18 protein-coding genes are annotated in these 19464 nt (G+C 71.4%); 14 read left to right on the forward strand and 4 right to left on the reverse strand.

Going from position 1 to position 19464, the window contains the following annotated elements:
• Positions 1–2: 2 nt before the first annotated feature.
• Both HMPREF2863_RS03125 and tmk read right to left on the reverse strand, forming a co-directional pair.
• Positions 3–1190 (reverse strand): DNA polymerase III subunit delta', encoded by a 1188-nt coding sequence (locus HMPREF2863_RS03125; protein WP_070637839.1) that lies wholly within the window; start codon positions 1188–1190, stop codon positions 3–5.
• A complete protein-coding gene (tmk, locus tag HMPREF2863_RS03130) occupies positions 1187–1849 on the reverse strand; it encodes a dTMP kinase (RefSeq protein ID WP_070637840.1) in 663 nt (220 codons plus the stop codon). The genes HMPREF2863_RS03125 and tmk overlap by 4 nt, the downstream gene beginning before the upstream one ends.
• 83 nt (positions 1850–1932) lie before the next feature.
• Between tmk and HMPREF2863_RS03135 the strand changes: the two genes are divergently transcribed.
• Both HMPREF2863_RS03135 and HMPREF2863_RS03140 read left to right on the forward strand, forming a co-directional pair.
• Positions 1933–2256, forward strand: a complete 324-nt coding sequence (locus tag HMPREF2863_RS03135; RefSeq protein ID WP_067191364.1) for a DUF2516 family protein — start codon at positions 1933–1935, stop codon at positions 2254–2256.
• A 106-nt stretch (positions 2257–2362) separates the two neighbouring features.
• Positions 2363–3124, forward strand: a complete 762-nt coding sequence (locus HMPREF2863_RS03140) for a phosphoglyceromutase (protein WP_067191357.1) — start codon at positions 2363–2365, stop codon at positions 3122–3124.
• A gap of 84 nt (positions 3125–3208) precedes the next feature.
• Here the strand turns inward: HMPREF2863_RS03140 and phoU are convergent, their stop codons facing one another.
• Entirely contained in the window at positions 3209–3865 is a 657-nt protein-coding gene (gene phoU, locus HMPREF2863_RS03145) for a phosphate signaling complex protein PhoU (RefSeq protein WP_070637841.1), read from the reverse strand.
• Between the two features lie 154 nt (positions 3866–4019).
• Between phoU and HMPREF2863_RS03150 the strand changes: the two genes are divergently transcribed.
• Together HMPREF2863_RS03150 and HMPREF2863_RS03155 are read left to right on the forward strand one after the other, a co-directional pair.
• Positions 4020–5252, forward strand: coding sequence for a sensor histidine kinase (locus tag HMPREF2863_RS03150; protein ID WP_067191353.1), 1233 nt, complete (start codon positions 4020–4022; stop codon positions 5250–5252).
• Positions 5249–5929 carry a response regulator transcription factor gene (locus HMPREF2863_RS03155; protein WP_067191352.1) on the forward strand — a complete coding sequence of 227 codons (681 nt, stop codon included), beginning with the start codon at positions 5249–5251 and terminating at the stop codon, positions 5927–5929. Before HMPREF2863_RS03150 ends, HMPREF2863_RS03155 begins: the two co-directional genes overlap by 4 nt.
• Before the next feature lie 155 nt (positions 5930–6084).
• Here HMPREF2863_RS03155 and HMPREF2863_RS03160 read toward each other — a convergent pair whose 3' ends face one another.
• The gene (locus HMPREF2863_RS03160) at positions 6085–6624 is read right to left on the reverse strand and encodes a hypothetical protein (protein WP_067191350.1); all 540 of its coding nucleotides are present in this window, start codon (positions 6622–6624) and stop codon (positions 6085–6087) included.
• Positions 6625–6827: 203 nt separating this feature from the next.
• On the opposite strand from HMPREF2863_RS03160, the gene HMPREF2863_RS03165 reads away from it, so the two are divergent.
• The 10 genes from HMPREF2863_RS03165 to glgB all read left to right on the forward strand — a co-directional run bounded on the left by HMPREF2863_RS03165 (position 6828) and on the right by glgB (position 19325).
• Positions 6828–7310, forward strand: coding sequence for a CarD family transcriptional regulator (locus HMPREF2863_RS03165; RefSeq protein WP_067191349.1), 483 nt, complete (start codon positions 6828–6830; stop codon positions 7308–7310).
• 273 nt (positions 7311–7583) lie between these two features.
• Entirely contained in the window at positions 7584–8414 is an 831-nt protein-coding gene (locus tag HMPREF2863_RS03170) for an IspD/TarI family cytidylyltransferase (RefSeq protein WP_083315187.1), read from the forward strand.
• A complete protein-coding gene (ispF, locus tag HMPREF2863_RS03175; RefSeq protein WP_070637843.1) occupies positions 8411–8980 on the forward strand; it encodes a 2-C-methyl-D-erythritol 2,4-cyclodiphosphate synthase in 570 nt (189 codons plus the stop codon). Before HMPREF2863_RS03170 ends, ispF begins: the two co-directional genes overlap by 4 nt.
• A 48-nt stretch (positions 8981–9028) precedes the next feature.
• The gene (gene cysS, locus HMPREF2863_RS03180) at positions 9029–10495 is read left to right on the forward strand and encodes a cysteine--tRNA ligase (RefSeq protein WP_070637845.1); all 1467 of its coding nucleotides are present in this window, start codon (positions 9029–9031) and stop codon (positions 10493–10495) included.
• 144 nt (positions 10496–10639) lie between these two features.
• Entirely contained in the window at positions 10640–11647 is a 1008-nt protein-coding gene (gene rlmB / locus HMPREF2863_RS03185) for a 23S rRNA (guanosine(2251)-2'-O)-methyltransferase RlmB (RefSeq protein ID WP_067191342.1), read from the forward strand.
• A 186-nt stretch (positions 11648–11833) separates the two neighbouring features.
• Complete coding sequence (locus HMPREF2863_RS03190) at positions 11834–12838, forward strand: ABC transporter substrate-binding protein (protein ID WP_070637847.1); 1005 nt, start codon at positions 11834–11836, stop codon at positions 12836–12838.
• Between the two features lie 158 nt (positions 12839–12996).
• Positions 12997–13944 (forward strand): ABC transporter permease, encoded by a 948-nt coding sequence (locus HMPREF2863_RS03195; protein ID WP_070637850.1) that lies wholly within the window; start codon positions 12997–12999, stop codon positions 13942–13944.
• Positions 13937–14728 (forward strand): ABC transporter ATP-binding protein, encoded by a 792-nt coding sequence (locus tag HMPREF2863_RS03200; protein WP_067191337.1) that lies wholly within the window; start codon positions 13937–13939, stop codon positions 14726–14728. Before HMPREF2863_RS03195 ends, HMPREF2863_RS03200 begins: the two co-directional genes overlap by 8 nt.
• Before the next feature lie 114 nt (positions 14729–14842).
• Positions 14843–16933 carry a maltotransferase domain-containing protein gene (locus tag HMPREF2863_RS03205; RefSeq protein WP_070637859.1) on the forward strand — a complete coding sequence of 697 codons (2091 nt, stop codon included), beginning with the start codon at positions 14843–14845 and terminating at the stop codon, positions 16931–16933.
• Positions 16934–17045: 112 nt separating this feature from the next.
• A complete protein-coding gene (gene glgB, locus HMPREF2863_RS03210; protein ID WP_070637852.1) occupies positions 17046–19325 on the forward strand; it encodes a 1,4-alpha-glucan branching protein GlgB in 2280 nt (759 codons plus the stop codon).
• Positions 19326–19464 lie beyond the last annotated feature (139 nt).

Raw genomic sequence — 19464 nt, forward strand, 5'->3', positions numbered from 1 at the left:
GCTCAGCGCCGCTGGCGCGGTGTGCGGGTCCGGGCCGGCAGCAGGGCGAGCATGAGCGCCTCGACGGCGAGCTGCTCGGGCACGTTGGCGGCCAGGCGCTCGCGGGCGAGGTTGATCGCGTCGATGCGGGCCACCACCTCGGAGGAGGTCCCGGCGGCCCCGTGGGCGTAGGAGGCGATCTCGGCGCGACGGTGCTCGTTGATGAGCTCACCCTCGGCGTCGAGCTGCACGGCGAGGACGTCCCGGAACAGGCCGAACAGGTCGATCATCGCCCGGTCCAGGGAGTCGTGGACGCTGCGGCGGCGGCGCCGGGCCTGGTCCTCCTCGAGGCGCTTGACGTGGTGGCGGAGCTTGGCGGGCACCTGCTCTCCCTCCACGATGCCGAGCTGGCGGCGCAGGGCCGCAAGCTCTTCGGCGTTGCGGGCCTCGGCGGAGGACTCGGCCTCGTCCTTGGCGACCTTCACCAGATGCGCGGCCATGCCCATCGCATCGGAGACGGCGCTGCTGCGCAGGGGCAGGGAGAGGATCTCCTCACGGCGGGCGAGTGCCTCGGGGTCCTGGGCGAGGCGACGGGCCATGCCCACGTGCGACTGGGAGATGCGCGCGGTCATCCGGGCGGTCTCTGCGTCCAGGCGGTCGCGGCGCACCAGCAGGTCCGCCACGTCCTCCACGGACGGGATGCGCAGGGAGACGGCGCGGCAGCGGGAGCGGATGGTGGGGAGCACGTCCGCCGGGGACGGGGTGCAGAGCATCCAGACGACGCGCTCCGGGGGCTCCTCGATGGCTTTGAGGAGCACGTTGGTGGCGCGTTCGGTCATGCGGTCCGCGTCCTCCATGAGGAAGATGCGCCAGCGGCCGGTCGCCGGCCTGGACTGGGCGGCCTCGACGAGCTCGCGGACGTCCTCGATCTTGTAGCTGACGTTCTCCGTGGCCAGGATCGTCACGTCCGGGTGGGTGCCGCCCATGACGGTGGTGCAGGCGTGGCACTGACCGCAGCCGCGCTCCTGCTGGTCCCCTGCTTCGCACTGCAGGGCGGCGGCGAAGGCGCGGGCGGCAGTGGAGCGTCCGGAGCCGGGCGGGCCGGTGAACAGCCAGGCGTGGGTGGGCCGCTCCTGGCGCGCGCTGCGGGCGAGCTGCTCCACCACGGCGTCCTGGCCGGCGAGGTCCGCGAAGACGGCCGGCGCGCTCATCCGGCCTCCTCCAGGAGCTCCTCGAGCCGCTCGCAGATCTGCGCGGTGCGGTCGTCCATCTCGGTCGTGGCGTCCAGCACCAGGTAGCGCTCGGGGGCCGCGGCGGCCCGTTCCAGGAAGGCGGCGCGCAGCTGCTCGTGGGCGTGGGCGGTCTCCTGCTCGAGGCGATCCGGCCCGGTGCCCCCGGCTCCCTGGCGCCAGGTGCGTCGGGCGGCGGCGGTCTCCGCGTCGATGTCCAGCACCACGGTGAGGTCCGGCAGCGTGCCGTCGACGGCCCACTCGTTCAGCTCCACGATCCAGTCCACGCCGAGCCCGCGCCCGACGCCCTGGTAGGCCACGGAGGAGTCGATGAAGCGGTCCGTCACCACGGTCGTCCCCGCCTCGACCGCCGGGCGGATGCAGCGCTCCACGTGGGCGGCGCGGGCCGCGGAGAACAGCAGCGCCTCGGTGCGCGGGTCGATCGGTGCGTGCTCCGGGTCCAGGACGAGGGAGCGCAGGCGCTCACCGAGGTCGGTCCCGCCGGGCTCGCGGGTCAGGTGCACTCGGTGGCCGGCGGCCTCCCAGGCGGCGGCGAGGGCGCCGGCCTGGGTCGACTTGCCCGAGCCGTCGGGTCCTTCGAGGGCCACGAAGAGGCCGCGTGCGTCAGCTGGCTGTTCCACCCGGCCAGCCTATCGGCCCGACATCCTGCCGGGCCCGTGCCGGACCCGTCTGTGCGGGGAGGTCAGCGCGTAGAATGGCGGGCATGACCCACCCCTTCGTGTACGCCGCCTACGTCGAGTACTGGCTGATGCTCGCGCTCGGCATCGTCGCCCTCGCCCTGGAGGTGTGGGCCGTCGTCGACGCCGCCCGCCGCCGCCCGGAGGACTTCCTGCGTGCCGGCATCCGGGAGAAGCGCTTCTGGCTGATGCTCACCGGGGGCGCCACGCTCATCGGCGTGCTGGGCGTGCTCGGGCCGTTCGGTGGCCTGGGAGTGCTCGGCCTCCTCGCCGTCTGCGTCGCGGCCGTGTACCTCGCCGGTCCGCGTGAGCAGATGAACCTCTACAGCGGAGGCCGCTCCGGCTGGTGACCGACCGGCCGCGGTTCCGCCCCGGCCGACCTTCTCGCCCGTGTCCGTCGGAGCAGGCAGCGGCAGGCTCGGGTCGGGGACTCCGGCAACGCCATAGACTTGCGGCATGGCGAACAACACCTACACGCTGGTCCTGCTCCGTCACGGCCAGAGCGAATGGAACGAGAAGAACCTGTTCACCGGCTGGGTCGACGTGCCGCTGACCCAGAAGGGCCGCACCGAGGCCACACGCGGCGGCGAGCTCCTCAAGGACGAGGGCATCCTGCCGGACGTGCTGCACACCTCCCTGCTCAAGCGCGCGATCACCACCGCGAACCTGGCTCTGGAGGCCGCTGACCGCCAGTGGATCCCGGTCAAGCGCAGCTGGCGCCTGAACGAGCGCCACTACGGTGCGCTGCAGGGCAAGGACAAGGCCCAGGTCAAGGACGAGTTCGGCGAGGAGCAGTTCATGATCTGGCGCCGTTCCTTCGACACCCCGCCGCCGACCCTGGACGACTCCTCCGAGTTCTCCCAGGCGAACGACGAGCGCTACGCCGAGCTCGGCGACGAGGCCCCGCGCACCGAGGCGCTGAAGATGGTCATCGACCGCCTGCTCCCGTACTGGGAGGGGGAGATCGTGCCGGACCTCGAGGCCGGCAAGACCGTCCTGGTCGCCGCGCACGGCAACTCTCTGCGCGCGCTCGTGAAGCATCTGGACGGCATCTCGGACGAGGACATCGCCGCCCTCAACATCCCGACCGGCATCCCGCTCGTGTACGAGCTGGACGAGGACATGAAGCCGGTGAACCCGGGCGGTCGCTACCTGGACCCGGAGGCCGCCGCCGCCGGCGCCGCCGCGGTCGCCGCGCAGGGCGACGCCAAGCACTGACGGCAGCCGGCCGCGTCCGGAGGACAGCACGACGACGGGGCGCCGGCGGGAGGACACTCCCGCCGGCGCCCCGTCGACTTCGGTTCAGGCGGACTGGTGGGTGGGCATCTGCCCGGTGACCAGGTAGCGCATCTTGCCGGCCACGGACACCGCGTGGTCGGTGAAGCGCTCGAGGTAACGGGAGGCCAGGGTGACGTCCGTGGTCGTCGCCGCGGACTCGGTCCAGGAGGGGGCGGCGATGGCGCGGAAGACGCTGACGTGGTGCTCGTTGACCGTCTCGTTCAGCTCGGAGAGCGAGTCCGCGTGGCCGAGGTCTTGGGTCTCCAGCAGCAGGACCACCTGTGCGGCGGCGTCCACGGTGGCGTCGGCCATCGCGTGGAAGGTCGGACGGATCGACTCGGGGATGACGAGTTCCGGGTAGCGCAGACGGGTCAGCTGCGCGATGTGCCGGGCCAGGTCGCCCATGCGCTCGAGCGAGGTGCTCATGCGCAGGGTGGCCACCACGGTGCGCAGGTCCGAGGCCACCGGGGCGTGGAGGGCGAGCAGCTGGATGGCCTGTTCGTCGAGCTGCTCCTGCAGTCGGTCGATGCGGGCGTCCTCGGAGATGACCTGTTCGGCGCGATGCACATCCGCGGTCTCGAGCGCGGCGCGGGCGTCGTCGGCCGCTCGGTGGACCAGCTCGGCGGTGGTCGTCAGGTCCTTGCCGAGGCGGCTCAGGTTCGCACGGAAGAGCTCGCGCATGTGGCCTCCAGGCGGTGTTCGGTGAGGCCTGCGGGTCCCAGGCCGAAGGGACAGTCTGTCCGGTCCAGGTGAACGGACCCTGAACCCGTCCTGGCCTGCGAGGGAAGACCTGACGGCGGGCTGTGACGCAGTGGGCAGCGGCTACCCTTGAGGGGTGGACCCCGTGATCATCGGCCTGCTCTGCGGAGTGATCGGCCTCGCCGTCGGGGTGGCCTCGATGCTCGCGTTCCGTGCCTCGGAGCGCAGCCGCACCGTCGACCTGACGGTCGACGAGCCCACCCTCCCGAGCGGTGCGGCCGAGGTGCTCTCCGTCATCGGGCGCGCCTACGTCGTCGTGGACGCCGTGGACGGCGTCGTCCGGGCCAACCCCTCCGCCTATGCGTTCGGGCTGGTCCGGGGATACCGCCTGGTCCACGACCAGCTGCGTGAGCTGACCGGCCGGGTCCGTGCCGAGGGCATCACTGTGGAGCGCCGCTACGAACTGCCCCGCGGGCCGATCGGCCAGGGCAGCATCATGGTCCAGCTGCGTGTGGCCCCGCTGGACAACGAGTACATCCTGATCCTCGCCGACGACCGCACCGAGATCACCCGCACCGAGGCCATGCGCAACGACTTCGTGGTGAACGTGTCCCACGAGCTGAAGACCCCCGTCGGCGCCATCTCCCTGCTGGCCGAAGCGCTGGACGACGCGGCGGAGGACGAGGAGGCGGTGCACCGCTTCGCCGGCCGCCTGCAGGTCGAGTCGGTCCGCCTGTCGGCCCTGGTGCAGGACATCATCGAGCTCTCCCGCCTTCAGTCGAAGGACGTTGTCCATGAGGGCCGCCCGGTGGACATGAACAAGGTGGTCGCGGATGCCGTGGACCGGCTTCGTCTCACCGCGGAGGCGCGGGACATCGCGATCAAGGTCGGCGGCTCCATCCCGTACCCGGTGCATGGGGACGCGGACCAGCTGATGACCGCCGTCCGCAACCTCGTGGACAACGCCGTGCGCTATTCGCCGGACCAGACCACGGTGGGCGTCGGCCTGTCCGCGGTGGACGGCCTGGCGCAGGTCACGGTGAAGGACCAGGGCATCGGCATCAGCCCGGAGGAGCAGGAGCGCGTCTTCGAGCGCTTCTACCGAGTGGACACCGCCCGGTCCCGCCAGACCGGCGGCACCGGCCTGGGCCTGTCCATCGTCAAGCACGTCGTCGCCAACCACGGCGGCGAGGTGACAGTGTGGTCCCAGCAGGGCCGCGGGTCCACCTTCACCGTCCGCCTGCCGCTCTGGAACGGCGGCGACCATGCCCATGACCAGGACACCGTCGAGGCCGACGGCGTCCGTACCCGCCGCGGCGCTCTCTCAGCCGCCGGACGAACAGCACATCGGAAGGAGAACCGCGCATGAGCCGCATCCTGATCGTGGAGGACGAGGAGTCGTTCAGCGATCCGCTGTCCTACCTCCTCGACAAGGAGGGCTTCGAGGTCTCGGTGGCCGCGGACGGCAACGCCGCGATGGCCGAGTTCGAGCGCTCCGGCGCCGACCTGGTCCTGCTGGACCTGATGCTGCCGGGCATGTCCGGCACGGAGGTCTGCCGTCAGATCCGCCAGCGCTCCAACGTGCCGATCATCATGCTCACCGCGAAGGACTCGGAGGTGGACAAGGTCGTCGGCCTCGAGCTCGGCGCGGACGACTACGTCACCAAGCCGTACTCCTCGCGCGAGCTGGTGGCCCGCGTGCGCGCCGTGCTGCGCCGTCAGGGCGAGCCGGAGGAGCTGGTGACCACCACCGTGGCCGCCGGTCCGGTCCGGATGGACATCGAGCGCCACGTGGTCTCTGTGGACGGCGAGCCCGTGTCCCTGCCCCTCAAGGAGTTCGAGCTGCTGGAGATGCTGCTGCGCAACGCCGGCCGTGTGCTCACCCGCGGGCAGCTGATCGACCGCGTGTGGGGCTCTGACTACGTCGGGGACACCAAGACCCTGGATGTGCACGTCAAGCGCCTGCGCTCGAAGATCGAGCCGGACCCGTCCAGCCCGCGCCACCTCGTGACCGTGCGTGGCCTGGGCTACAAGTTCGAGGCCTGAGCGGCCCAGGCGCCGTCCGGGCGGCCGTCCGTGCCGGCGGCGCCTGGGCCGCTCAGGCCGAGGCGGAGCGCTCCGGCTGGCGCGGTGGCCCCGCATGGCGAAGGCCCCGCCTCCCGGATCGGGGAGGCGGGGCCTTCGCGGTGCCTGGGGGAGCGTCAGTGCTCTCCGCCGTAGTGGTGGGTCTCCTCGTGGAGGTGGTCGGTCCACTCGGCCTCGTCGAAGTCGCCCGGCACGAGGTCCCGGTACTCGGCCATGGTGGGACCGAGGACAGGGATCTCGAGGTCCTGGGAGTCGCCGTCCACGGAGAGGGCGCCCTCGGTGTACTCGCCGGCGTCGGCGCCGGCCTCGTCGACCACCCACTCCTCGTCCTGCAGGGACACGACCTTGCCGGCCGGGACGTCGACGTCCTGGGAGTCGCCGGAGACCTCGACGGTGACGGTCATGTCCTCCTGGGTCTTGTTCACGACCGACCCGATGACGCGGCCCTGCTCGTCGGCGCCGGTGGAGACGACGGCGAGGTTGCGCACGCCGGCACCGTCCAGGTCGGCCACAATGCCGTCGCTCGGCGAATACGGGATGCCGGTGGCGATCGGGCTGATGGCGCTGCAGCCGGTGGCCGCCAGCAGGGCGACGGCGGCGGCGGAGCCCGCGCCGAGGCGGCGCAGGCGTGCGGACCGGGTGGCGGCGGTGTTCACGATGATCTCCTCAAAGCGGTGCGGGGCCGGGGCGCACGCGTGCGTGCGGACGGTTGGCTCCAGCCTATCGCACAACCGGACCTGCTCACGCTCGTGACGGCGCAGGCCTCCACTATCACGACCCCCGCCCCGGCCCTCGCTCCGACACTCCGTCCGGCAGGCCCCCCGTGATAGGATGAAGCGTCACGAAAGGGGCCGTTTACATGGTTTTTGAGGTCGGAGAGACCGTCGTCTACCCGCATCACGGTGCAGCCCGCATCGAGGAGATCAAGATGCGGAACATCAAGGGCGAAGAGAAGATGTACCTCAAGCTGAAGGTGGCGCAGGGTGACCTGACCATCGAGGTCCCGGCGGAGAACGTCGACCTCGTCGGTGTGCGCGACGTCGTCGACAAGGAGGGACTCGAGCGCGTCGTCGAGGTGCTCCAGGCCGAGCATGTGGAGGAGCCGACCAACTGGTCGCGCCGCTACAAGGCCAACCTGGAGAAGCTGGCCTCCGGCGACGTCATCAAGGTGGCCGAGGTCGTCCGCGACCTGTGGCGCCGTGAGCAGGACCGCGGCCTGTCCGCCGGTGAGAAGCGCATGCTCTCCAAGGCCCGTCAGGTGCTCGTCTCCGAGCTGGCCCTGGCGAAGAAGGTCTCCGAGGAGGAGGCCGAGGGCATCCTGGACAAGACCCTCGAGGGCTGATCGCCCGGTCTGCGTCCACACCGCATCAGGCGTGAACCGACGACCCGTCCGCTGCACCACAGCGGGCGGGTCGTCGGCGTCTCCGCCCCCAGACGCTTTCGTTCGGAAAACCGTCGAGTCCCGGGGCGCTTTCGTTCGTGAAAATGTCGAGTCCCCAGACATTTTCGTTCGGGGAAATGTCGAGTTCCGCCTGCACCCCGCCGGCCGCCCACCCGAAAGCGACGCGCATGTGCGGTAGGAATGGGGGAGCAGCCGCTCGCCGAAGGAGTCCTCATGCCCACCGCTGTCCTGCTCGCCGCCGCGGGCTCGGGCACCCGCCTCGGGGCGGGCATGCCGAAGGCCCTGGCCCCGCTGGCCGACGGCCGCACGCTCCTGGAGCACGGCCTCGAGACCGTGGCGCAGGTGCCGGATGTGGACGTGGTGGTCGTCCTCGTCCCGCCGGCCGACCAGCCGCGCGCGGAGGTCACCGCGATCGTCGAGGAGTGCGCCCTGCGCCTGGGCCTCACCGCCTCCTGTGTGCCGGGCGGCGCCGAGCGGGCCGACTCCGTGGCCGCCGGCCTCGCCGAGGTCGCCCGCCTGCTGGGGGCCGCGCCCGCCTCGGCCACCCCCGCCCCGGACGTCACCTCGGCCGCCGCGTCCTCCTGCCTACACGACGACGGCACCCACTGCCGCAACGACCCTCACCTCGTGCTCGTCCACGACGCCGCGCGCCCGTTCACGCCGCCGGCCGTGTTCGCCGCCGTGGTGGAGGGCCTCGCCTCCGCGAAGGCCGTCATCCCGGCGGTGCCGGTGACGGACACCGTGAAGCAGGTGAGCGTGGACGCGAACGGTGCCGAGACCGTCGTCGGGACACCGTCCCGGGCGATGCTGCGGGCGGTGCAGACGCCGCAGGGCTTCGACCTGGACGCGCTGCTGGCCGCGCACGAGCAGGTGCGCCGTGACCCGGAGCTGGACGCCGCGGCCCTGACCGACGACGCGATGGTCATGGAGGCCGCCGGGCATGTCGTCCGTGTGGTCCCCGGACATGCCGACGCCTTCAAGATCACCACCCCGGCGGACCTGGAGCAGGCCGCCGCCCTCATCGCCCGCAGGAGCCTGTCATGAGCCAGCACACCGCCGCCGACCGCCCCGCCGACCGCCCGTTCCCGCTGCCCCGGACAGGGATCGGGGTGGACGTGCACGCCGTGGCGGACCCGGAACGTCAGGGCCCTGACGCACAGGAGCACCGCGCCGCCGTGGAGCGCGGGTGTTGGGTGGCGGGCCTGCACTGGCCCGGCGAGTCGGCGCTGGCCGGCCACTCGGATGCGGACGTCGCCGCGCACGCCTGCTGCGACGCGCTGTTCTCTGCCGCCGGCATCGGGGACCTGGGGCAGCACTTCGGCACCGGCCGTGTCGAGTTCGCCGGTGCCTCCGGCAGCACCCTGCTGGCCGAGGCCGCGCGTCTGGTCCGTGAGGCGGGGTACGAGATCGGCAACGTCGCGGTGCAGGTGGTGGGCAACCGTCCGAAGATCGGAACGCGGAGGGACGAGGCCCAGGCCGTGCTCTCGGAGGCCGCCGGCGCCCCGGTGTCCGTCTCCGGCACCACCACGGACCGCCTCGGCCTGACCGGCCGCGGCGAGGGCACCGCGGCGATCGCCACGGCGCTGGTATACCCGCGCGACGCCGGCTGACCGGCCCGCTGACCGGCCCGCGCGACGGCCCCGATAGGATCGGGGACCGTGGCACAGCGTTTCTATGACACCCAGGCGGCCCAGGTCCGCGATTTCGTCCCCGTCCGCCCCGGCGAGGCGTCGGTCTACTACTGCGGCGCCACCGTGCAGGGCATGCCGCACGTGGGGCATGTGCGCAGCGCCATCGTCTTCGACATCCTCGTGCGCTGGCTGGAGGCCTCCGGCCTGAAGGTCACCTCGGTCCGCAACGTCACGGACATCGACGACAAGATCCTGGACCGCTCCGCCGCGTCCATGGAGGACGACTTCGAGGCCTCGGCCCTGTACCCGGCGCGCGAGCAGTGGTGGGCGCTGGCCTACCGGTTCGAGAAGGCGTTCGACGCCGCCTACCTGGCCCTCGGCGTCCGCCGTCCCACTTACGAGCCGCGAGCCACCGGCCACGTGACCGAGATGTTCGCGCTCATCCAGCGCCTCATGGACCGCGGCCACGCCTACCCGGCCACCGACGACTCCGGGGATGTGTACTTCGACGTCCGTTCCTTCGCCGCCTACGGCTCCCTCACGCGTCAGCGCGTGGAGGACATGCAGGACGCCCCGGACGCGGACCCGCGCGGCAAGCGCGACCCCCGCGACTTCGCCCTGTGGAAGGGCGCCAAGGCCGGAGAGCCGGAGACCGCCCGGTGGGACTCCCCGTGGGGCCGCGGCCGCCCGGGCTGGCACCTGGAGTGCTCGGCCATGGCCACCAAGTACCTCGGCGCCGAGTTCGACATCCACGGCGGCGGCCTGGACCTGCGCTTCCCGCACCATGAGAACGAGCTGGCCCAGTCCTCGGCCGCCGGTGACCCGTTCGCCCGCTTCTGGCTGCACAACGGCCTGGTTACCTACGAGGGCGAGAAGATGTCCAAGTCCGTCGGCAACACCATCTCCCCGGAGGAGATGATGCAGATGGCCCGCCCGAAGGCCGTCCGCTACTTCCTCGGCCAGGCCCACTACCGCTCCCAGCTGGACTACCGCCCGGGTGCTCTGGACGAGGCCGAGGCTGCCGTGGAGCGCATCGAGAACTTCGTCTCGCGCGCCTCCTCCCAGCTGGGAGACTCCGCCGTGAACCACGACGACGGCACGCCCCTGGGCGCGCACGTCCCGGAGGCCTTCCGCGCGGCGATGGAGGACGACCTCAACGTGCCGCAGGCGCTCGCCGTGCTGCACGAGACCGTCCGCTTGGGCAACTCCGCCCTGGCGGCGAAGGAGACGGACGCCGTGGCCGCCCGGTACGCCGAGGTCACCGCGATGACCCGCATCCTCGGCCTGGACGACGTCCCGGAGTCCTCCGCCGGCGCCGCCGGCCCGGCCGCCGACGCCCTGGACTCGCTGGTGCGCTCGCAGATCGAGGCCCGCGCCCAGGCCCGCGCCGAGAAGGACTGGGCCACCGCGGACCGCATCCGCGACGCCCTGACGGCCGCTGGCATCGTGGTGGAGGACGGCGCGGACGGCGCCACCTGGCACCTGGCCGACTGAGCCGGTGCCCTCCGTCCGCAGAGGCGAGCGCCACTAGACTGGCCGCTGAGTCGGTGAGCCGGGTGCCGTCGTCGTGCCCCGCCGCCCCCGTACCCCGCCGGAGCCGAGGGCTCCGCGCAGTCCCCACCCGCTGAAGGAGACGCCATGTCGTCCGCACCCCGCTCCGGCGGTTCCCGCAAGGCCAAGGGCAAGAAGGGCCCGCAGAAGGGCACCGGCGGCCACGGCCGCAGGGCGCTCGAGGGCAAGGGCCCCACCCCGAAGGCCGAAGACCGCGTCTACCACAAGGCCTACCGCAACAAGCAGCTCGCCGAGCGTGCGGCGGCCAAGCGTCCGGCGTCGCCGCGCCGGCAGCGTTCCTCCACCGCGGATGAGACCGTGTCCGGCCGCAACCCGGTGGTGGAGGCGCTGCGCGCCGGCATCCCGGCGAAGGCCCTCCACGTGGCCACCCGCATCGAGGTGGACGATCGCGTGAAGGAGGCCCTGCGCCAGTGCGCCGAGCAGGGGATCCCGGTCATGGAGAACACCAAGCCGGAGCTGGACCGCATGTCCGGCGAGGCCATCCACCAGGGCCTGGTCCTGCAGATCCCGCCGTACGACTACGCGGACGCCCTGGACCTGGCCCGCACCACCCTGGAGAAGGACGCGGCCGGGCACCTGCGCACCCGTCCGCTGCTCATCGCGTTGGACGGCATCACGGACCCGCGCAACCTCGGCGCGATCATCCGCTCCGGCTCCGCGTTCGGCGCGGACGGCGTGATCGTCCCGTCCCGCCGCTCCGTGGGCGTCACCGCCACCGCCTGGCGCACCTCCGCCGGCGCGGCCGCCCGCGTCCCGGTGGCGCAGGCCGGCAACCTGAACACCACGCTGGCCGAGCTGCACCGCATGGGCTACTTCGTGCTCGGCCTGGACGGCGGCGGAGACGTCGGTCTGCCGGGCCTGGAGCTGGCCACCGAGCCTCTCGTGCTCGTGGTGGGCGCCGAGGGCAAGGGGCTGTCCCGCCTGGTGCGCGAGCACTGCCAGCAGATCGTCTCCATCCCGATCGACTCGTCCATGGAGTCCCTCAACGCCTCCATGGCGGTGGGCGTCTCCCTGTACGAGATCTCGGTGCAGCGCTCGGGTGGCCGGAATGCCTCCGCACAGGACGCTTCCTGACGTTTCGTCCACGCATGGCGTGTGAACCGCGTCATAGGGTCCCGAACCGCGGTCCAGGCTGTATGTTGTGTGCATCACATCACGCGATGTGACCCACTGCGGGCCGGAACACCGTCTCCGGCATCGGCCCGCAGCGCTCGCACACCACGGTCGCCGCGGCGACCCCGAACGCTGAGGACACTTCCCATGAAGAGGACCGCATCCCCGCTCCGCATCACCGCCGCCATGGCTGTCCTGGCCCTCGGTCTCACCGCCTGCGGTGACTCCGGTGCCGGCGACGGCAACGGTGACGGCAACGACGGCCCCTACAAGATCGGCATCTCCCAGCTGACCTCGCACCCGGCGCTCGACGCCACCGCCGAGGGCTTCCAGGAGGCCTTCGACGAGGCCGGCATCGAGGTGGAGTTCGACCTGCAGAACGCCCAGGGCGAGGTCGCCACCGCGAACTCGATCGCCAACACCTTCGCCGGTGACGGAGGCGTGGACCTGGTCGCCTCGATCGCCACCCCGGCCGCCCAGGCCGCCGCCACCGCGGTAAAGGACAAGCCGGTCGTCTTCATGGCCGTCACCGACGCCGTCGGCGCCGGCATCGTCGAGGACGAGGAGAAGCCGGGCGGCAACGTCACCGGCCAGTCCGACCGCAACCCGGTGAAGGAGCAGCTGCAGCTGCTGCTGGACGTCAAGGACGACGTCAAGACCGTCGGCATCGTCTGGAACTCCGGCGAGGCGAACTCGAAGTCCCAGGTGGAGCAGGCCAAGGAGGCCGCCAAGGAGCTGGGCATCGAGATCAAGGACGTGACCGTCACCAACTCCTCCGAGGTCCAGCAGGGCGTGCAGTCGCTGTCCGACGTGGACGGCATCTACGTGCCGACCGACAACGCGGTGGTCTCCGCCCTCGAGTCCGTGATCTCCTTCGGCCAGGAGAACGAGATCCCGGTGATCTCCGCGGACACCGACTCCGTGGAGCGCGGCGCCCTGGGCACCTACGGCATCGACTACGAGCAGCACGGCAAGCTCGCCGGCGAGATGGCCGTCAAGATCCTCAAGGACGGCGAGGACCCGGCCGACATGGCGGTCGGCTTCGCCCCGGAGGACGCCCTCGAGCTGGTCGTCTCCCCTGAGAACGCCAAGAAGTTCGGCGTGGAGATCCCGCAGGAGGTCATCGACCGCGCCGACGAGACCATCGACTGACCCACTCTCCCCGTTCGCACCGGGTGCGGCCCTGACAGGACCCGTGTCCTGGTCAGGGCCGCCCCCGTGTGGGACCCCCCGGCGGCACGACGACGGCCGCCCGCCCGGCAGGGGCGGCACACCGTGGTCGCAGGTCGCCTCCCAGAAAGGCTTCACGCATGATCTCAGCGCTCGAACTGGGTCTGGTCTACGCCGTGATGGCACTCGGCGTGTACCTGACCTTCCGCATCCTCAACTTCCCGGACCTCACCGTGGACGGGTCGTACACCTCCGGCGCCGCGACCGCGGCGGTCCTCATCACCAACGGCACCCACTGGGCACTGGCCATGGTCGCGGCGTTCTTCGTCGGCACCGCCGCCGGCCTCATCACGGGCCTGCTGCACACGAAGGGCAAGATCGACGGGCTGCTCGCCGGCATCCTGACGATGATCGCCCTGTACTCGGTCAACCTGCGCATCATGGGCGGGGCGAACATCCCGCTGCTGGGCCAGGACACCCTGTTCTCCGGGCTGGCCGGATTCGGCGTCGGCCGCAACTGGCAGTCCGTGGCGGTCCTGTTCATCCTCGTGTTCGTCCTGAAGCTGGTCCTGGACTGGTTCCTGCACACGGACATGGGCCTGGCCCTGCAGGCCACCGGCGACAACGAGGAGATGATCCGCTCCTACGGCGTCTCCACGGACCGCATGAAGATCCTCGGTCTGATGCTCTCCAACGGCCTGGTCGCCCTCTGCGGATCTGCCATGGCGCAGTACCAGGGCTTCTCGGACATCTCGATGGGCATCGGCCTCATCCTGGTGGGCCTGGCCTCGGTGATCGTCGGCCAGGCGATCTTCGGCACCCGCACCGTGTTTATCGCGACCTTCGCGGTGATCGTGGGTGCCGTCCTCTACCGCGTGATCATCCAGCTGGCGCTGAACGCCGGCCTGAACCCGAACGACATGAAGCTGATCTCGGCCGCCCTCGTGGTGCTCGCCCTGCTGCTGCCGCAGTTCGGCATCGCCAAGCGCCTGAGCATCCGATCCAGGGCCACGGCGGACTCCTCCTCCCCGGCTGCCGTGGACGCCGAGGCCGACGCTCCTACCCCGCAGGAGGCCACCCGTGCTTGAGATCCGTGACGTCTCCAAGACGTTCTTCCCGAACACCGTCAACGAGCGCAAGGCGCTGCGCGGCATCGACCTGCACCTGGACGAGGGCGACTTCGTCACGGTCATCGGCTCCAACGGCGCCGGAAAGTCCACCGTCCTCAACACGATCGCCGGCAAGCTGACCCCGGACACCGGCTCGGTGTCCGTGGCGGGCAAGGACGTCACGAAGATGGCCGACCACCGCCGCGCGCAGTGGATCGGCCGCGTGTTCCAGGACCCGACGGCCGGCACGGCGCCGAACCTGACGATCCAGGAGAACATGGCGCTGGCCTTCCGCCGCGGCCACGTCCGCGGCCTGGCCGCCGGCGTCTCGAAGTCCCGCAAGGACCTGTTCCGCGAGGCGCTCACCACGCTGGAGCTCGGTCTGGAGAACCGCCTCACCACCAAGGTGGGTCTGCTCTCCGGCGGCCAGCGCCAGGCGCTGTCCCTGCTCATGGCGACCTTCTCCGGCCCGAAGATCCTGCTGCTGGACGAGCACACCGCAGCGCTCGACCCGTCCCGCGCCGAGCTGGTCACCCGCCTGACCGAGCAGGTCGTGGCGGAGCACCGGCTGACCACGCTGATGGTCACGCACAACATGGACCAGGCGCTGCAGGTCGGCAACCGGCTGATCATGATGCACGACGGCGAGATCATCCTCGAGCTGGACGAGCAGGAGAAGGCCGGCAAGACCGCCCAGGACCTGCTCGCCGAGTTCGGCAAGATCAAGGGTGCGGTGGTGGATGACAAGACCATGCTCCAGTGATCTGGGCGCCGTGGGGGCAGGGGCCGTGCCCGGTCCGACCGGTCCGGCGTCTGTTCCCGCCGGACCCTGCCGCGCGGTAGCGTCTCAGACGTGGAGAAGCCTCAGAACGTCGCCGTGTCCGCCGATCATCCGGTGTCCGTCGCCGGAACCCGTCCCGTGACCCTCACCGGTCGCATCCCCGTCACGGAGGTGGAGCCCGTCGTCGAGGGCGGCAGCTTCCCGGCGAAGGCCGTGGTGGGGGAGGACGTGCCTGTCCGCGCCACCGTGTTCCGTGAAGGTCATGACGGCCTGGGCGCCACCGCCCGGCTGATCGGCCCGGACGGCGCCGAGGTCCAGCGGGTGCACATGCGCCCCGGCCGTCCCGGCCTGGACGAGTTCCTCGCGACCCTGCGCCCCTCGCGGCCGGGCCTGCACCACTTCGTGGTGGAGGGATGGTCGGACCCGGTGGGCACCTGGCATCACGCGGCAGAGGTGAAGATCGCCGCCGGAGTCGATGTGGAGCTGATGCTGGCCGAGGGCGAGGCCCTCTTCGCCCGTGCCGCCGAGGACGCCACCCGCTCCGCCGAGGACCGTGCCCTGTTCTCCGCCGCCGCCCGCACTCTGGGGGACACCTCCCGCCTGCCCGCCGAGCGCCTGGCTGCGGCCGAGGACCCGGAGCTGGTCGCCGCGCTCGCCGCACGCCCCCTCCGCGAGCTGCTCTCCAGCTCGGAGGAGTACCCGCTGGACGTGCAGCGCGAGCTGGCCGGCCGCGGCGGCTGGTACGAGTTCTTCCCGCGCTCGGAGGGCGCCCGCTTCGACGAGGCCACCGGCACCTGGCACTCGGGCACCTTCGCCACCGCCGCCGAACGCATCCCGGCCGTGGCCTCCATGGGCTTCCAGGTCCTCTACGTCCCGCCGATCCACCCGATCGGCCACGCCCACCGCAAGGGCCCGAACAACACGCTGACCGCCGGTGAGCAGGACCCGGGATCGCCGTGGGCCATCGGCTCGGAGGCGGGCGGCCATGACGCCGTGCACCCGGACCTGGGCACCCTCGAGGACTTCGACGCCTTCGTGGCCGCCACCCGGGAGAACGGCCTCGAGCTCGCCCTGGACCTGGCGCTGCAGTGCGCCCCGGACCACCCCTGGGTGCAGAGCCACCCGGAGTGGTTCACCACCCGCGTGGACGGCACCATCGCCTACGCGGAGAACCCGCCGAAGAAGTACCAGGACATCTACCCGCTGAACTTCGACAACGACCCGCAGGGTCTGGCCGACGCCGTCCTCGAGGTGGTGCGCGGCTGGGTCGCCCGCGGCGTGCACATCTTCCGCGTGGACAACCCGCACACCAAGCCGCTGTGGTTCTGGGAGTGGCTGATCGCGCAGGTCCGCGCCGAGACCCCGGAGGTCGTCTTCCTCGCCGAGGCGTTCACCCGCCCGGCGATGATGCACGCCCTCGGACGCGTGGGCTTCCAGCAGTCCTACGGCTACTTCACCTGGCGGAACACCCGGGAGGAGCTGGAGGAGTACCTCGAGGAGGTCACGCAGCAGACGGCGGGCTTCTACCGCCCGAACTTCTTCGTGAACACCCCGGACATCCTCACCGAGTACCTGCAGACCGGCGGCCCCGGTGCCTTCCGCATCCGCGCCGTCGTCGCCGCGATGTCCAATCCGCTGTGGGGTGTCTACGCCGGCTTCGAGCTGTTCGAGCATGTGCCGCGGCCGGGCGCCGAGGAGTACATCGACTCGGAGAAGTACGAGTACCGCCCGCGGGACTGGGCCGGCGCCGAGGCCGCGGGGCAGTCCCTGGCCCCGTACCTGACCCGCCTCAACGAGATCCGGGCCGAGCACCCGGCGCTGCGGGACCTGCAGAACCTGACCCTGCACTCGGCGCTGCATTCGGACGTGCTGGTCTTCTCCAAGCGTCGTGCCGCCGCCCCCGAGGGCATCCACGCAGACGCCGCCGCGGTCACCGACGCCCCGGCCGGCACCGCCGATGACGTCGTCCTGGTGACCGTCACCTGCAACCCGCACGAGGTGGCCGAGTCCACCCTCGAGCTGGACTTCGAGGCGCTCGGCGTCCGCGACGAGGACCGGGACGAGCAGGGCCGCATCGAGGTCGAGGACCTGCTGACCGGTCAGCGTTGGCACTGGGACGAGCGCCCGTACGTGCGCCTGGACCCGTCCGCGGAGCCGGCCCACATCCTGCGGATCGTCCGCGGCTGAGGCGGGCGGGGCCCCGTCGTGGACCCGGATTCGACGACGGCGACCCCTCGCCACCCGCGGAGGGGGCGCCCCCGGTGCCCCGTCGCCCACCGTTCGCCACCGAGAGGACCGCATGAGCACCCCGTCCCCCGCCCCGCTGCCCGTCGAGCAGGAGTTGCTGGCCGCCGTCGCGCAGGGCCGCCACTACGCTCCCCACGACGTGCTGGGCGCTCACCCGCACCCGGACGGCACCGCCGTGACCTACCGCGTGCTGCGCCCACTGGCGGGGACGGTCGAGGTCGTGCGCGCCGGGGACGGCGTGCGCGTGGAGCTCGAGCATGAGCACGACGGCGTCTTCGTCGGCGTGGCCCCGATCCCCGCGGCGGCCGGCGTCTCCGCCGGGGACTACCGGGTGCACGTGGCCTACCCGGTCGGGGAGGACGGCGCCCTCGGTGACGTCGAGGAGCAGGACGACCCGTACCGGCACCTGCCGACCGTCGGCGAGCTGGACCTGCACCTGATCGCGGAGGGCCGCCATGAGCGGCTCTGGGAGGCGCTGGGAGCGAGAGTGCGCCGTTCAGACGATGGGGCCGTCGTCGGAACCTCCTTCGCGGTGTGGGCGCCGAACGCGCGCGCCGTCCGCGTGGTGGGGGACCACAACGGCTGGTCCGGGCGCGTGCAGGCGATGCGCAGCCTGGGCGCCTCCGGCGTCTGGGAGCTGTTCGTGCCCGGCGTCGGCCACGGCACCCGCTACAAGTACGAGATCCTCGGCGTGGACGGCCACTGGCGGCAGAAGGCGGACCCGCTGGCCCGCTGGACCGAGGTGCCGCCGGCCACCGCGTCGCGCGTCTGGGACTCGGAGTACACGTTCCGGGACCGCGAGTGGATGCAGCGCCGTGCGCAGACCGACCCGCACGAGCAGCCGCTGAGCGTCTACGAGGTGCACCTGGGCTCCTGGCGTCCGGGCCTGGGCTACCGGGAGTTGGCGGAGCAGCTCGTGGAGTACGTGACGTGGCTGGGCTTCACGCACGTGGAGTTCCTGCCCCCGGCCGAGCATCCGTTCGGCGGCTCCTGGGGCTACCAGGTGACCGGTTTCTACGCGCCGACCTCCCGGTTCGGCACCCCGGACGAGTTCAAGCACCTGGTGGACGCGCTGCATGCGGCGGGCATCGGTGTGATCGTGGACTGGGTCCCGGCGCATTTCCCCAAGGATGAGTTCGCGCTCGGACGGTTCGACGGCTCCTGCGTGTACGAGCACCCGGACCCGCGCCGCGGTGAGCACCCGGACTGGGGCACCTACGTCTTCGACTACGGGCGGCCACAGGTGCGGAACTTCCTGGTGGCCAACGCCCTGTACTGGCTGGAGGAGTTCCACATCGACGGGCTGCGCGTGGACGCCGTGGCCTCGATGCTGTACCTGGACTACTCCCGCAACGAGGGCGAGTGGGAGCCGAACGTCCATGGCGGCAACCACAACCTGGAGGCCATCGCCTTCCTGCGCGAGGTGAACACCACCGCGTACCGCTCGCATCCGGGCATCCACATGATCGCGGAGGAGTCCACGGCGTTCGAGGGCGTCTCTGCCCCGGTGGACGCCGGCGGCCTGGGCTTCGGCAAGAAGTGGAACATGGGCTGGATGCACGACACCCTGGCCTACCTCGGCGAGGACCCCGTGAACCGCTCGTGGCACCACGGGCAGTGGACGTTCTCCATGGTCTACGCGTACTCGGAGAACTACGTGCTGCCCCTATCCCATGACGAGGTGGTGCACGGCAAGGGCTCGCTGCTGACGAAGATCCCCGGCGATCGGAGCGTCCAGCTGGCCACCCTGCGGGCGTACTTCGCATACATGTGGGCGCACCCGGGCAAGAAGCTGCTGTTCATGGGCGGTGAGTACGCCCAGCCCTCCGAATGGTCCGAGGGCGACGGCCTGGACTGGGGCGCCTCCTGGGCGCCCGAGCACCGCGGCGTGCAGCTGACGATGAGGGAACTGAACCGCCAGTACGGCAAGACACCGGCCCTGTGGTCCGCGGACCACACGCCGGACGGATTCACCTGGCTGGAGAAGGATGCCGCTCAGGAGAACCTGCTCGCCTTCGTGCGGCATGCCGCCGCCGGGCACGACGACGGCCGGGACCTCGTCTGCCTGACCCACCTCTCCGGGGTGGAGCGTCAGGGCTACCGCCTGGGCGTACCGTCGGCGGGGCAGTGGGAGATCGTGCTCGACACCTCGGATGCCGCGTTGGCCGGCAGAGCGGAGGACGCTGCGGCACAGGATGCGCTTCTCGCGCAGCGGAGCATGTCCACGGTGACGGCAGAAGACACGCCGTGGCACGGACAAGACCACTCCGTGGTGGTGAACGTGCCGGCGCTGACCACACTGTGGCTGCGTCCACGGTGCGGCACGATGTGACCGACCACACCACACGCCGGACCGTCCGCGAACCGGCGCAAACGGTGGAAGACCCCGCCAGAACCCGCGGAATACCGCGGAATCCGAGGTGCAGGTGCCGGAGCCGACTCCGATTTTGCGTGTGGGTGGGGATGTGTGT

It is taken from the genome of Micrococcus sp. HMSC067E09 (assembly GCF_001812555.1).
Classification (GTDB): Bacteria; Actinomycetota; Actinomycetes; order Actinomycetales; family Micrococcaceae; genus Micrococcus; species Micrococcus lylae.

Coding starts and splice junctions, on each gene's coding strand:
- ispF (WP_070637843.1), top strand. CDS start 8,411: ATGAGCCAGCACACCGCCGCCGACCGCCCCGCCGACCGCCCGTTCCCG.
- rlmB (WP_067191342.1), top strand. CDS start 10,640: ATGTCGTCCGCACCCCGCTCCGGCGGTTCCCGCAAGGCCAAGGGCAAG.
- HMPREF2863_RS03165 (WP_067191349.1), top strand. CDS start 6,828: ATGGTTTTTGAGGTCGGAGAGACCGTCGTCTACCCGCATCACGGTGCA.
- HMPREF2863_RS03125 (WP_070637839.1), bottom strand. CDS start 1,190: ATGAGCGCGCCGGCCGTCTTCGCGGACCTCGCCGGCCAGGACGCCGTG.
- phoU (WP_070637841.1), bottom strand. CDS start 3,865: ATGCGCGAGCTCTTCCGTGCGAACCTGAGCCGCCTCGGCAAGGACCTG.
- HMPREF2863_RS03140 (WP_067191357.1), top strand. CDS start 2,363: ATGGCGAACAACACCTACACGCTGGTCCTGCTCCGTCACGGCCAGAGC.
- HMPREF2863_RS03195 (WP_070637850.1), top strand. CDS start 12,997: ATGATCTCAGCGCTCGAACTGGGTCTGGTCTACGCCGTGATGGCACTC.
- glgB (WP_070637852.1), top strand. CDS start 17,046: ATGAGCACCCCGTCCCCCGCCCCGCTGCCCGTCGAGCAGGAGTTGCTG.
- HMPREF2863_RS03135 (WP_067191364.1), top strand. CDS start 1,933: ATGACCCACCCCTTCGTGTACGCCGCCTACGTCGAGTACTGGCTGATG.
- HMPREF2863_RS03170 (WP_083315187.1), top strand. CDS start 7,584: ATGCCCACCGCTGTCCTGCTCGCCGCCGCGGGCTCGGGCACCCGCCTC.
- HMPREF2863_RS03155 (WP_067191352.1), top strand. CDS start 5,249: ATGAGCCGCATCCTGATCGTGGAGGACGAGGAGTCGTTCAGCGATCCG.
- HMPREF2863_RS03190 (WP_070637847.1), top strand. CDS start 11,834: ATGAAGAGGACCGCATCCCCGCTCCGCATCACCGCCGCCATGGCTGTC.